We start from the raw sequence: 12283 nt of genomic DNA, 5'->3' as shown, positions 1-12283 counted from the left end.
TCGAACGGACCATCGATGATCTTGGCCGAGGCGTTGCCGGCGTCGATCGGTACCGTCTGGAGGGGCGTGCGGGCTTTGGCGGGCATGGGTTCGCTTCTCGGGTTCCTGCCTCAACCAGGGTTCACTTCAGGAGCGAGCTGGAGCAAAGCCGCATTTGACCGATATCCGTCACAGGCTTCATTTCCGCGTGTGCCCAATCTTTCCAACGCCACCCATTGTCAAAGAAGTCGCGATCGTCACAATTCCACGAGATCTCAATTTCAGAGAGGCGCCATGATCGTTCGCGACCGCTCCTTCCTTACCCGCGTGCGCGACGCACTCCCTAACCTGCGGCCAGCGGAGCGGCGCCTGGGCGAGTTCGTATGTGATTTTCCGGGCGAACTGGCCAGCTATTCGGCCCAGGAGCTTGCGGCCCTGGCGCATGTGTCGAAGGCCACCGTCACCCGGTTCATCCAGGGGCTCGGCTACGAGACCTATGAGGAGGCGCGTCGCCATGCCCGGCTGGAGAAGCAGACCGGGTCGCGCCTCTTCCTGACGACGGCGGCCGATGCCAGCGGCGAACAGTCCGTCGCGGCGCATGCCGCACAGGCCGTCGCCAATGTCGAGGCCACCTTCCTGTCGGTAACCGACCAGCAGGTCGCTGCGATCGCCCAGGCCATACTGGATGCCCGCAAGGTCTGGGTCATCGGCTTTCGCGCCAGCCATCCCTTTGCCGCCTATCTGCAATGGCAGCTCACTCAGGTTGTCGAGAACATTGTCGCCATTCCCAGCGCCGGGCAGACGCTTGGCGAACATCTGGTCAGCGTGGCTCCCGACGATGTCGTCATCGTCTTCGGGCTACGACGTCGGATCGCCAGGATGGAACTGGTCTTGGACCAGATTGGCAAATCGTCGGCCAGGCTGCTCTACATTTCCGACGAGGGCGCGAGTTTCCACGGCAACGCCACTTGGCATCTCAGGTGCCAGACGCTCGCGCCCGGCCCCCTCTTCAGCCATGTCTCCGTCATGGCGATGTGCCATGTGATTGCCACGCGCTGCATCGAGTTGGCGGCCACCAAAGGCCGCAAGAGGCTGCGCAACATCGAAGCCGTCAATGACGCGCTTGAAGAACTCTGACTGCAATTTGTGCAGCGGTCAAAAACTCCAGGCTACTATCTAGGCATCTGAAACCTGAGTTTCGGATCCGCGATTTTCGTGAGAATCCGTCAACCTACTGAAATTAATTATGAAACCTCAGTTTCACACCTCTTGGCATGAAATCTGCTTTGCAGTATCTTAGGTTCGGCTGCCGCGTAAGACCCGCAAAGGGCAAGAAGCGGCGCCGCTCCGGAACTGCTTTGCAACCGGAAATCGATCCAGAGGGAAAGGACGATCACATGCCAAACCGTATCCTCATTGCCACAGCGGGCCTCTGCCTGCTCGCCTTCGCACCGGCCCATGCCGAAACCATCACCTTGCGCGTGCTGGGACAGCCTTCCGGCTCGGGTCTCATCGCCCAGCAGAAGGAAAAGCCCTTCTTCGAAAGCCTGGCCGAAAAGACCGGCCTCGACATCAAGGTGGAATACCTGCCGGTGGATGTCGCGGGCATTCCCGACACGGACGGCCTTCGCATCCTCAAGGGCGGCCTGTTCGACATCGTGTCGATCCGCGGTCCGCAGGTCAGCCGCGACGAGCCGTCCGTGCTCGGCCTCGATCTGGTCGGCCTGAACACCAGCTACGAGGCCGGCAGGAAAAACATCGATGCCTTCATGCCCTATGTTGCGGGGCGCATCGAAAGCCAGTTCAATGGCAAGCTCCTCGGCGTCTGGCCGGCCGGGCCGCAAGTCATCTTCTGCAAGCCGGAAATCAAGGGCCTTGCCGACCTGTCCGGCCATAAGGTTCGCGTCGGCGACCAGAGTGCGGCCAACTTCGTCGCCAAGCTGGGAGCCACCGGCATCTCGATGCCGTTCGGCGAAGTGCAGCAGTCGCTGGCACGCGGCGTGGTCGACTGCGCCATCACCGGCCCAGCATCCGCCAATTCCGGCGGCTGGCCGGAGGCGACGACCACCGTTCTGCCGATCGCGCTGCAGCTTGCCGTCAACGGCTATGCGATAAATTCCGTGAGCTGGGCGAAGTTTACACCCGAGCAGCAGGAGAAGCTGGCCGCCGCGATCGGCGAGCTGACGACCGATATCTGGGCCTTCTCCGAAGAGCTCTACGAGGACGCCATGCGCTGCAACGCAGGAGAGACGCCGTGCGAGCGCGGCAAGCCCTACAGCCTCACCACCGCTGCGGTCACGGATGCAGACCTGAAGACGGTCGCGGCTGCTGTGGGCGAGGTGTCGCTGCCGATTTGGGCCACCCAGTGCAACGCGGTCGCGCCCGATTGCGAATCCGCCTGGCGGGCCGCGGTCGGCGCGCAGCTCGGCCTGTAGGCTCCCCGCAACAGACGGAGAAGACCCATGCAGGCCTATGCGCGCGTGCTCGGCATCATCTTCGGGGTCCTGATGATCCTGCTCTCCTTCGCGGTCACCGCGGAGACATTGCTTCGAAAGATCTTCTCCGTCTCGCTGGGCGGCATTGACGAGCTGAGCGGCTACGCCATTGCCGTGGCCGCCCCTCTCGCCTTCACGGTAGCGCTCGTCCACAAGTCGCATATTCGCATAAACCAGGTCGCCAAACTGCTCCCAAGGTCCGCCCAGGCGGTACTTGACGTGCTTGCGATCCTCTCCTTGGCGGTGCTGTCGGGCTACTTCTTCTTCTTCACTGTTCAGACGGTGATGGACACGCGCGCCTACCAAACGATCGCCCAGACGCCCTGGGCGACACCTCTCATCTATCCGCAGGTGGTCTGGCTTGTGGCCTCGGCCACCTTCCCGATCGCCGCGCTTGTCCTTGCCGTGCAAGCGTTGCGGTTTCTGACCCGGCGCGACTGGACTGCGATCTCGCGCCGGTTCGGCACCATTTCGGCCGATGAGGAACTGCAGGCCGAGCTTGACGACATCAAGAAGCGCGAAGGGGTTGCGTCATGAGCATTGGCATCGTCTTCCTCGGCTTCGGGGCCATGCTTGTGCTGATGTTCCTCAGCATGCCGGTCGCCGTTGCCATCGTCACCGTCGGGGCCCTTGGCGGCTACCTCATGTATGGCGCGCCGCTGGTCAACATGATGGGAGGCGTCATCTGGCAGACCGTCAACAGCCCGTCCATCCTGGCCATTCCACTCTTCATGCTGCTCGGCGAGCTCCTGCTTCGCGGCGGCATCGCCGATCGCATGTATGACGCCATGGCCGCCTGGCTGGCACGTCTGCCTGGCGGGCTGCTGCACAGCAACATCGCCACCAGCACCCTATTCTCCGCCACCTCCGGCTCCTCGGTGGCAACGGCAGCGACCGTGGGGACCATCGCACTGCCCGCTCTCAGGCAATACGGCTATCCGATGCGCCCCGCGCTGGGCTCGCTGGCAGCCGGCGGCACGCTCGGCATCCTGATCCCGCCCAGCATCAACCTGCTCGTCTATGGCTCGCTGGCCAATGCCTCGGTCGGGCAGCTCTTCGCCGCGGGCCTGATCCCCGGGCTGCTGCTGGCCTTCTGCTTCTCGGCCTACATTTTCGTGGCCCATCGCCATGCGGGTGCGGAAGCCTCCAACCTCATCGAAATGCCGTTTCGCGAGAAGCTTGCCCTTGGCCGCCATCTCATCCCGCCCTTCGTCATCTTCGCGGTCGTGATGGGTTCCATCTATGGCGGGCTGGCCACGCCGACGGAATCGGCCGCGATCGGCGTCGTCATCTCCATGGTCTTCGTCGCTCTGAATGGCCGGATGTCGGTCGACTTCCTGATCGAGTGCTCGATCCAGGCGGCGAAGACAAGCGGCATGGTCATCATCGTGCTGGTCTGCGCGCTGCTGCTCAACGTTACCATCTCCATGACGGGCGCGGCCCAGGCCATGACCCAGTGGATCGCATCGCTCGGTCTCAACGCGCTCACCCTGCTGCTTGTGCTGCTCGTCTTCTACATCCTGCTCGGCACGTTCATGGATGCCATGTCGATGCTCGTCCTCACTGTTCCGATCGTTATACCGATCGTGGTGTCGGTCGGAATCGATCCGATCTGGTTCGGCATCTTCATCGTGCTTATGTGCGAGATCGCGCTGATCACCCCGCCGGTCGGCATGAACCTGTTCGTCGTTCAGGGTGTACGCACGGATGGCGGGCCATATAGCGATGTGATCTGGGGCTCGCTGCCCTACGTCTTTGTGATGGTCGCCTTCACGATCCTGCTGATGATCTTTCCGGAGATTGTCATGTGGCTGCCGGACAGGCTGGCCGGCCGATGAACGTGACCGTGCAGAAAAATGCACCGGGACGGGCAGTTGCCAGGCGATTGCTGGTCATCAACCCCAACACCAACCCGGCCGTGACCGCGGCGATCCAGGCCGCGGCGGACGGGGTCGTGCACGACACGACCGGCGTGACGGTGGTGAACCCGTCGGTCGGTCCGTTCTCCATCGAAACCGCCGAACATCGTGCGCTCGCCGTCCCGCAGGTAATCTCGATGGTTCGCGACAGCCTGCATGAGGGATATGACGCCTATGTGCTCGGCTGTTTCGACGATATCGGCCTCTTCGAGGCCCGCGCGTTGGCAGGCGTCCCGGTGGTGGGCACCTGCGAGGCAGGCATTGCAGCCGCCAGAACCCTGGCCGCCCGCTTCGCCATCATCACCACCGTCCACTCGGCCGTGCCAGGCATCTATGATCTGCTCGAACGATACGGTGCAGCCGACATCTGCACCGTGCGCGCGGCTGGCATAGGGGTGGCGGATGCGGCCGGCGACGGCGAGGCGGCTGAGAAGTTGGTACTGGCAGCGATCGCCGAGGCGATTGGCACCGATGGCGCTGAAGCGATCCTGCTGGGCTCGGGCGGTTTAGCCGGGAAGGCCCCGCACTTGCGGACGAAGGTTCCGGTACCGGTCATCGACGGTATTCAGGCAGCGGTGACGATGGCCGAGGGACTTGCGGCGCAGCGGGTTGGTCGGCACTAGACCGGGAGGACTGGGGCAGCCACGTGTCAGATCCGGCGTCGCTGTAGCTACACCCGTGTGCCCGCCTCGCGGCGCGCGATCCTGGTTGGGTGAGGACGCCATCATGACCGGTTATATCGACCCCAACCGGTCGATCTAGTGGCAGCTAGTCACCTTTCGGCGCCCTGAGTGGACTGTCCGCAGAGGGCCAATGAGCCGTAATATTCTACAGCGTTTCTCCCCCGGCCAATCAAGGACGAGGAGAACTCACATTGCGGGGCAACATGTCTTCATCTCAGAAGGGGACTTCTCTGTGCTGCGGCGCGCAGGCGCCGACTTCGGTAGCAGAGCTTAATCGAATATCTTGGCGATTGCGGCCTGCTCGGCCTGCTCCCATCGGCGCACGTCTTTGTTCACCTGCTCAATGTCCTTGTCGCTGAGGTGGTGAGCACCGTCCTCGCCAATGCGACATAGGCTGAACGGTTCACCTACGCTGGCAGAGGTGCGGTCAAGCGCTTTCAAGACACGCAGGACAGCCGCAACCGAAGCGCAGGGACCGCTCGGTCAAATGGAAGTGGGATAGCAGCGAGCCAGCCTGCTGAGCCATAGCCGCGCCGCTACCAATAGCGTGGAAACCAATATCGGCATAGTGGCCTATCATGCCCGACGGCGTGATCTCTATAATCCACGGCTTACCATCTCGCCATCCGGCAGCCATGACATAGGCCGAAGGTGTCCCACCGCCTTCGTCGCCAGGCACGTCAGGGATAAACGTGTCGTAGTGATGGTGCAGGATTGGGAGGACCTGTTCCTGTAGCGCACGTCCGATATCAAGTGCCTCCAGAATGACCGTGCTGTTCTCGTTAAAACAGCGTTCGACGTCGCACAGCACCGATCGCGCCCCGCTGCCACCCCAAGCTGCCAACTCGCCCAAGGGGTGCAACTTCTCGGCGGGGTATGTCATGCCTCGCCCCTTGTCTGTGATCTGCGAGTCTGAGCCGAGCACGACTCCATCTTGGCACACGGTGGCAAGGACGACGGTCATATGCTGATCCTCTCAGGTAAAATTCCGGGGGCGGTATTGGGCGCAGCCTGCTTAGTCCGATCGTTGCGCGCGCAGACGGGGCGGTCTGCGCCCGTTGTTCTGCGGTGACGCCAACCGGCACGCACGTCCGAAATCATGCCCCTCACAGACAATGTGGCAGTGAAACCCGTCCTACTTTCGATGGTTCCAAATTTCGTCGTCAGATCCCCATGGCGCTATCCACCCGCCCTTGGGATCCGACGACATAAGGGCGGTTTTCACCTCCTTATCGACCGGCTGACGTCACACCGACATTCTGGCCCGATGCACCGGGATGTTAAATCAGATTTGCCGCTTTTGGCGGCGAGCATGGGAATGGGGCCATTCATGTCGACACCCGCTATTGAGGGCCACGGGTCCTGAGTGCGCCGCAGGGACGTCGCTCACTCCCGGAAACGGTCGGCCCATCAGTCAGCCTGTCCGTTGCGGTTGCGAACTTCCACGGAATTGCCACGGCAAATACCTTGGACCTGAATCTGTTCCGAGATGCGTGTAGATTAGGCGAAAGTAAACCGATAAACTTCGCTCACAGGCAATGCCGACATCGACTCTAGATAACGAGGGCAGAGCGGCGCCGGGAGTCACTTGCCGAACTGTCCTGACACCGAGGGGAGTTGACTGGTGCGTGCGCTGTCTTCGCCACAATCTCAGATTTTCACGCTAGCCATCTCCCATCTAGTGCCGCGTGCATTGCAAGTGGTGGCAGATTTGGGTGTAGCGGACCATCTCGACGACGAGGCCATTGATGTTGCGGCACTCGCTGCTGCGACTGGCAAGGGAGCCCTGCCGGAACGGCTTGGGCGGCTCCTTCGCCTGCTTGCCGCACATGGAGTGTTCGAAGCGACACGAGACGGTCGGTTCCGTCATAACGACCTATCGCGCCTTCTAAGAAGTGATCATCCGCAGAGCATGCGCGATTTCGTTGCTCTCCTAGGCACGCCCGGTCGCTGGGGTGCGGTGGGAGAACTCAAGCACGCGGTGCTGACCGACGAGAGCGGCATGCACGGGGCATTCGGCATGGGCGTGTTTGAGTATCATAACCATTATCCGGAGGAAGGCGCGCTGTTCGATAGGGCCATGCTGGCAAAGGCCCGGGCCGACGTGGCGGCCGTGCTAGCAGGTTACGATTTTTCCGACCGTGAACTGATCGTGGATGTAGGCGGCGGCAGCGGCCACCTGCTCGACGCCATCCTGAAGAAGAGCGGCGGGCGCGGGGCGCTATTCGAAATGCCGAGAGTGGCCGAGCGTGTCGCCGCGGGTATGCCGCCCTTTGAGGTGGTGGCCGGCGACTTCTTCACCGATCCCCTTCCGCCGGGCGATACCTATCTCCTCATGCAGGTCGTGCATGACTGGGCGGACGAGGAGGCGCGGAAAATCCTGTCCGCGGCCCGACGGGCGGCTTGGCCCGGAGCTAAGCTTCTGCTCATCGAGGTAATCATCCCGGAAAACAGTGCGCCACACCCCGCGCACGCACTCGACGTGCTGATGATGGCCGTCACCGGCGGGCGCGAGCGTACAGAATCCGACTATGCGGCCCTCATGGCGGAAGCGGACTGGCGCTTGCAGCGCGTAGTGACACTGGAGGGGCGCGGCGCGATCATCGAGGGAATTGCGGCCTGATCGGGGCTGCCCACCACATCCCACGCCGTCAACGGCGCCATATGTCCGTCGAGCACTATTGGGTCTGTCCGACAACTCCGATTGCCAGCCTGTATAGTCGGGGCAATGGGAAGGTCGGGTGCTCCGCCTCCCAGCGTGAAGGACCGACATGGGGTCGGCTGCTGAACGTCGGCCTCCACAATTCCTCGCCAACTACGATCAGTCCGTTTTCGGGCCCAGAAGCGTAGCTTCTGGTCCCTGACCTCCATAGCAGGTTCGACAATAAACGCTGTTTTTCAGGGCAACAGCACTGTACTTCGGATCGGGACCATTCACCATGTGCGCGTCATGACTTTCCGCCACGCGAATGATGACTGCGGTCGTAAAGTTTTTCCGATAGTGCGGTATCGCTCCGCACCCCTGCCGCGGGCCAGCGACTGGAATCCGACGATTGCCGGCCTGCCTCAAGCCGACCGCGTTCTCTCCGTTCCTTGAGGTCTCACTATATCGGCCAGGGCGGCTTGCTCTGGCTGGCTGCTTCGTGCCCCTCGGGTTAGGCCTCTCCGACAGTCTCTATTTCCTCCCGGGTTGTATCCGGCAGCGGGACTTGCAATTTCTGGAAGTGGCTCATCACAGGGCAATGAGATTGGAGAACGGGGGATGGATTTGAACCATCCGACCTGACGATTAAGAGTCGTCCGCTCTACACTGAGCTACCCGTTCGCTGGAGGCCTTGCCTTGGGTTCGAACAAAAGCTTCGAGGATTTGCAGTCCTCCGCGTAAACCACTCCGCCACAAGGCCACGCACGTTACCTAGTCGCTCACTGTTGACATGGGGTTAGGGAAAAGAATCCCCGCCCAGCGAGGTTGGGCCCGGGCGTGGCGGGGATCCGAGTACGGGCAGAAGCCCGCTCACACCTGTTGCGGAATAACCTTGCCCGAAGCTGACCAGAAGAAATCGCTCTAGCGCGCGATCAGTCCTGATCAGAGGGCTTCCAGAGCCTCTTGCAGCAACTGCCGCACCGCGTCCTTCGCGATTTGTCTCGCCTCGCCGGAGGCTGGCATAACGAGCGGGACGCGGCCACTCAGGGAGACAGGCTCTGAGCCGTGGGACCCCCTAAAGCTGAAGTCGAGAAACTGCCCTGACGCGTCGTGGTTCAGGGTGTTGAGCGTGAGCTTTCCCGTGTCTTCCATTGTCATCCCCTTTGACGAGACAAATCGAGTACGTCGGCGGTTGGGATCCACCACCACAGCTTACCAGCCTGTATGCTTGATCCCCACGCTCGCCGCTCCTTGGGGCGACACGTCGCGCATGGCTTCCCTCAGTGACAACTCCAGCACGTAGTCCGTGATCTGGTCGTCGAGTTCCTGCGCGATTTTTCGCGCGTCCTGGATGTGACGGATCAGCTGTTCTCGCTTCGGGTTCATATCGTACCCCCAGATTGCATGCCCGCGTCATACACAAGCGCGATGTTTCCGCAAGCGACAGTGAGCGCTCACCGCGGCAGCGCATATAATCGAACTATAGTAATGAGCCCTGGGCTGCGGGCGTCTCCTGCTCGATCTTCGCCGGCGGTGGCACTATCGTCAGCCTGTTGTTAGGCAACGGCCACTGCAGCGCCTTGGCCTCCTCCCATGGAGCGTTGAGCCACACAGCCACCTCATCGACTGTCGTCAGAATCACCGGCATGGCCTTTTCGTGGATCGGCCTGACCACATCGTTGGGCTCGGTCGTCAGGAAGCCGAACAGATCGTTGACAGTCATCCCCTCTCGGACCTTCCTCACGCTCTTCCATTGTGGCACCCAGATTCCGGCGAAAAACATCAGCGGCCGGGTTCCGTCCCGCGCGAACCACGCGTTCGGCGTGCGCTCGCCTTCCACCTTGCTGGCCGGGTCCGGCTCTGCGAAGCTCGTGACCGGCACGACACAGCGATGCTCGACCCCTAGCCATCGCGTCCAGTGGCGGCTGGTGGTGTTGCGCACGTTCGTGGTGCCGCCGTCGGGCTCCATCCTCAGCAGCTCGGCAAATGCCGCCTCGTCGATTTCCTTGCCCTTCGCGCGCAGCTTGTCGGCCCGCATCTTCGCAGCGTCGAAAAGAGCCTTTTCCGACGATGGCAGTCCCCATCGCACCATCGCCAGCTCGCGACCATCCTCGGTGTTCCGCACTATCGGCGCTCGATAGTCGGGGTAGACATCCAGGGAGGGCTGGTTCCAGCCGCCATTGTCCCGCAGCGCGTTCGTAAACTGCCGCACGGCCTCGCTTGTGGTGGTGATGTTATAAAGGTTGCACATCAGGCGATCATGCGATGGCTGTTCCCTAAAATCCAGCCAGCCGCCTAGACAAGCATGAGGGCGAAGTCACCCCTGGCATTCTGCGCGGTGCCAAGGCAGGCCTGCAGCGCGGCAGCTTCCGCCTCATCCCATGCCGACGCCCACCGTTCTTCTTGTTCGCCATAGTACGAGCATTCCTCGGGAAAGCCGTTGATGTCCCACCATTCGCGAGCCGCAATCCCGTCCGCACCTTCCTCCGGTGTTACGCCTGCGGCTTCGAACACTTCCATCGCCGCGGCGATGCCATAGGCGATCTGGTCGACGTTCGCGCCCTCGCATCTCAATCCAAGCGGCATGTTGGATACTCCACTGGAGATGAGAACTCTCTACCGCCCAGCTTCCGGCGGTGTTCACTGCACGCGCGTCGCCACCCTCAATGCGCCCAACACGTGCGACCATCCGATCATCAAGGTTTCCATTCGAATGTCCACAATTGCGAGCCATTCGGTCACCGCTCATATGTTCCAATATTGGCTTCCGGGGTTATCGCCGGATCGGCCACCCAAGGTCTTCGTAGCGAGAAACCCAGTCTCAACTACCACCAGCACGACCACCGGCCCTGCGACCCGGCCGACACCGATGGTTCCTCCGGTCGCGCTGCTCCTCCACGAGAACAAGGTGGCGAGCGCGATTTGGCCTTCGGAGCCGCCAAAAAAGCTCAGGAGCCCGATGCGTGCACGATGCGGGTGGTCTCGGCTATGGTGGAGTAAGTGCGGCCGTGCATCAATCTTCCTTGAGCCTGCTGGTAGGCCAGTTGTGGGTCTCGTCGGTCACGTCGCGTGCCCAGCGGTAAATGGCGTCGTAAAGCAGCATGCCGGCCTCGAGCTGCTCCAGATCGTCGGAAAATATCCGCGCCAGGCCAAGCGACGCAAGAGCAGCCCGGCCACCTCGGGCGCAACGCGCACCCTATTCCCGCCGTCGAGGGACACTTTGCCCTTCGCCGTAAGCAGCCGCTAAGGTTTGGCTCGGAACGACTTCAAAGCGTCCGACGGCAGGTACGGCAAGATTTCGCATCACGGCTTGCTGCCCAAGCCATCAATTCCGGGACGGCCGCAGCAGCTCTTGCGCCGCGCAGAGAGGTCAGACTGTGTAGTCTGTGTGGGAAAGCGACCACATAGACGTTACCGAAAACCGGCAAGTGGCTTTCGGATCGCATTTTTGAGGAATGAGATGCGGTTGCATATCTCGCAGGTTTGGCAGCAGGGACAGGTCAGCAAATGAACAGCACGGCGGAGATCGGATACGTCGAATGCGGCCATGCGACCGGCAAGGTCCGTCATGTTCTTCGTGGCGAAGCATTGGCTATATTCGGTGCAAGCACGACGGTCTTCGTCCTGTTAGGCGGTGAACTCTGGCTATTCGCCGTGCTGTTCTTTGTGCCTGACCTGAGTATCGCGGCCTATGCCGCAGGCAGTAAGGCGGGCGCGCTCGTCTACAATACAGTTCACAGCTACGCCCTGCCGGCCATGCTGTCCGTCGCCGGTGTTCTTTCCAACCTCGAGATCGTCTGGCAGATCGGCCTGATATTCGTGGCTCATGCCGCCTTCGACCGGAGCCTGGGCTACGGGCTGAAATATGCGGCGGGCTTTCGCCATACTCACCTCGGGCCGATAGGCAAGCCTGCTCCAGACGACCACTGAATTCGCTTGAACGAAACGCTGGCGGCGATTGGCTGGGACGATCCAGCAAGATTGGCACCTCTACCGCAGCCTCTGCGCCGCAGCACGTTCATCGGCACGCTAGAACCTTGGCGTGAATAGAGAGCGCGCGTTCCGACGAGGTGAGAGCGCGACTGCTCAGGCCCATTGCCACTTTGAAGATCCGCTGAACCTCCAAGGAGACATGCAAATGGCGACCATCACGACATCCGACGGGACGACCCTCTTCTACAAGGATTGGGGGCCGAAAGACGCACAGCCTGTCGTCTTCCACCACGGCTGGCCACTCAGCGCCGACGATTGGGACAACCAGATGCTGTTCTTCCTGTCCGAAGGCTACCGCGTCGTCGCGCATGATCGGCGGGGCCATGGCCGGTCCGACCAGACCGATACCGGCAATGACATGGACACATATGCCGCGGACGTGGCCGAAATCGCCAGGGCGCTCGATCTGCGCGACGCGGTTCATATCGGGCATTCGACAGGCGGTGGCGAAGTGACCCGTGTCCGGCGTCAGCACTGATGGGACCAAATCGGCTTAACTGAGAACGGAGGATTTCTGGTTCATCGTAGCCTTTCAAAGGAGCGAAGATGAGACAGAAATCCGGAACCGGG

At 61.7% G+C, this 12283-nt stretch carries 12 protein-coding genes, 2 tRNA genes and 3 pseudogenes; 9 read left to right on the top strand and 8 right to left on the bottom strand.

Annotated elements, in window-relative coordinates:
- The first annotated feature begins 273 nt into the window (after window positions 1–273).
- From FY036_RS01890 to FY036_RS01870, 5 genes are all read left to right on the top strand, one after another.
- Window positions 274–1116 (top strand): MurR/RpiR family transcriptional regulator, encoded by an 843-nt coding sequence (locus FY036_RS01890; protein WP_148913015.1) that lies wholly within the window; start codon window positions 274–276, stop codon window positions 1114–1116.
- A 260-nt stretch (window positions 1117–1376) separates the two neighbouring features.
- On the top strand, window positions 1377–2414 hold the full coding sequence (locus FY036_RS01885; protein WP_148913014.1) for a TRAP transporter substrate-binding protein: 1038 nt from the start codon (window positions 1377–1379) through the stop codon (window positions 2412–2414).
- A 27-nt stretch (window positions 2415–2441) separates the two neighbouring features.
- Entirely contained in the window at window positions 2442–3011 is a 570-nt protein-coding gene (locus tag FY036_RS01880) for a TRAP transporter small permease (RefSeq protein WP_148913013.1), read from the top strand.
- A complete protein-coding gene (locus tag FY036_RS01875) occupies window positions 3008–4312 on the top strand; it encodes a TRAP transporter large permease (RefSeq protein WP_148913012.1) in 1305 nt (434 codons plus the stop codon). The genes FY036_RS01880 and FY036_RS01875 overlap by 4 nt, the downstream gene beginning before the upstream one ends.
- Window positions 4309–5016: an aspartate/glutamate racemase family protein gene (locus FY036_RS01870; RefSeq protein WP_148913011.1), complete on the top strand. Its 708-nt coding sequence runs from the start codon at window positions 4309–4311 to the stop codon at window positions 5014–5016. Before FY036_RS01875 ends, FY036_RS01870 begins: the two co-directional genes overlap by 4 nt.
- 487 nt (window positions 5017–5503) lie before the next feature.
- Here FY036_RS01870 and FY036_RS01865 read toward each other — a convergent pair whose 3' ends face one another.
- Entirely contained in the window at window positions 5504–6040 is a 537-nt protein-coding gene (locus FY036_RS01865) for an Ntn hydrolase family protein (protein WP_235897453.1), read from the bottom strand.
- 660 nt (window positions 6041–6700) lie between these two features.
- On the opposite strand from FY036_RS01865, the pseudogene FY036_RS24285 reads away from it, so the two are divergent.
- Window positions 6701–6907: pseudogene (locus tag FY036_RS24285) on the top strand (methyltransferase family protein); the annotation flags it as partial.
- A gap of 81 nt (window positions 6908–6988) precedes the next feature.
- Complete coding sequence (locus FY036_RS01855) at window positions 6989–7699, top strand: methyltransferase (protein WP_148913009.1); 711 nt, start codon at window positions 6989–6991, stop codon at window positions 7697–7699.
- A gap of 626 nt (window positions 7700–8325) precedes the next feature.
- Here FY036_RS01855 and FY036_RS01850 read toward each other — a convergent pair.
- The 7 genes and pseudogenes from FY036_RS01850 to FY036_RS01825 all read right to left on the bottom strand — a co-directional run.
- Window positions 8326–8401 (bottom strand) — tRNA-Lys (locus FY036_RS01850).
- 2 nt (window positions 8402–8403) lie between these two features.
- Window positions 8404–8480, bottom strand: a tRNA-Cys gene (locus tag FY036_RS01845).
- 182 nt (window positions 8481–8662) lie between these two features.
- On the bottom strand, window positions 8663–8872 hold the full coding sequence (locus tag FY036_RS01840; RefSeq protein WP_148913008.1) for a hypothetical protein: 210 nt from the start codon (window positions 8870–8872) through the stop codon (window positions 8663–8665).
- Between the two features lie 60 nt (window positions 8873–8932).
- Entirely contained in the window at window positions 8933–9106 is a 174-nt protein-coding gene (locus tag FY036_RS23700) for a hypothetical protein (protein WP_161601076.1), read from the bottom strand.
- Window positions 9107–9200: 94 nt separating this feature from the next.
- Window positions 9201–9971: an SOS response-associated peptidase gene (locus FY036_RS01835; protein ID WP_148913007.1), complete on the bottom strand. Its 771-nt coding sequence runs from the start codon at window positions 9969–9971 to the stop codon at window positions 9201–9203.
- Window positions 9972–10015: 44 nt separating this feature from the next.
- A complete protein-coding gene (locus FY036_RS01830; RefSeq protein WP_148913006.1) occupies window positions 10016–10306 on the bottom strand; it encodes a hypothetical protein in 291 nt (96 codons plus the stop codon).
- Between the two features lie 427 nt (window positions 10307–10733).
- Window positions 10734–10918: pseudogene (locus FY036_RS01825) on the bottom strand (chromate resistance protein ChrB domain-containing protein); the annotation flags it as partial.
- Between the two features lie 309 nt (window positions 10919–11227).
- Here FY036_RS01825 and FY036_RS01820 point away from each other — a divergent pair.
- Entirely contained in the window at window positions 11228–11650 is a 423-nt protein-coding gene (locus tag FY036_RS01820; protein ID WP_148913005.1) for a DUF4260 domain-containing protein, read from the top strand.
- A 208-nt stretch (window positions 11651–11858) separates the two neighbouring features.
- Window positions 11859–12188 (top strand): annotated as a pseudogene (locus tag FY036_RS01815) (alpha/beta fold hydrolase); the annotation flags it as partial.
- Window positions 12189–12283: the final 95 nt, after the last annotated feature.

It is taken from the genome of Neoaquamicrobium microcysteis (genome assembly GCF_008180155.1).
GTDB classification, from domain to species: domain Bacteria; phylum Pseudomonadota; class Alphaproteobacteria; order Rhizobiales; family Rhizobiaceae; genus Aerobium; species Aerobium microcysteis.
This window is presented reverse-complemented; position numbering and strand designations above follow the sequence as displayed.

Coding starts and splice junctions, on each gene's coding strand:
- FY036_RS01890 (WP_148913015.1), top strand. CDS start 274: ATGATCGTTCGCGACCGCTCCTTCCTTACCCGCGTGCGCGACGCACTC.
- FY036_RS01885 (WP_148913014.1), top strand. CDS start 1,377: ATGCCAAACCGTATCCTCATTGCCACAGCGGGCCTCTGCCTGCTCGCC.
- FY036_RS01880 (WP_148913013.1), top strand. CDS start 2,442: ATGCAGGCCTATGCGCGCGTGCTCGGCATCATCTTCGGGGTCCTGATG.
- FY036_RS01875 (WP_148913012.1), top strand. CDS start 3,008: ATGAGCATTGGCATCGTCTTCCTCGGCTTCGGGGCCATGCTTGTGCTG.
- FY036_RS01870 (WP_148913011.1), top strand. CDS start 4,309: ATGAACGTGACCGTGCAGAAAAATGCACCGGGACGGGCAGTTGCCAGG.
- FY036_RS01865 (WP_235897453.1), bottom strand. CDS start 6,040: ATGACCGTCGTCCTTGCCACCGTGTGCCAAGATGGAGTCGTGCTCGGC.
- FY036_RS01855 (WP_148913009.1), top strand. CDS start 6,989: ATGCGCGATTTCGTTGCTCTCCTAGGCACGCCCGGTCGCTGGGGTGCG.
- FY036_RS01840 (WP_148913008.1), bottom strand. CDS start 8,872: ATGGAAGACACGGGAAAGCTCACGCTCAACACCCTGAACCACGACGCG.
- FY036_RS23700 (WP_161601076.1), bottom strand. CDS start 9,106: ATGAACCCGAAGCGAGAACAGCTGATCCGTCACATCCAGGACGCGCGA.
- FY036_RS01835 (WP_148913007.1), bottom strand. CDS start 9,971: ATGTGCAACCTTTATAACATCACCACCACAAGCGAGGCCGTGCGGCAG.
- FY036_RS01830 (WP_148913006.1), bottom strand. CDS start 10,306: ATGCCGCTTGGATTGAGATGCGAGGGCGCGAACGTCGACCAGATCGCC.
- FY036_RS01820 (WP_148913005.1), top strand. CDS start 11,228: ATGAACAGCACGGCGGAGATCGGATACGTCGAATGCGGCCATGCGACC.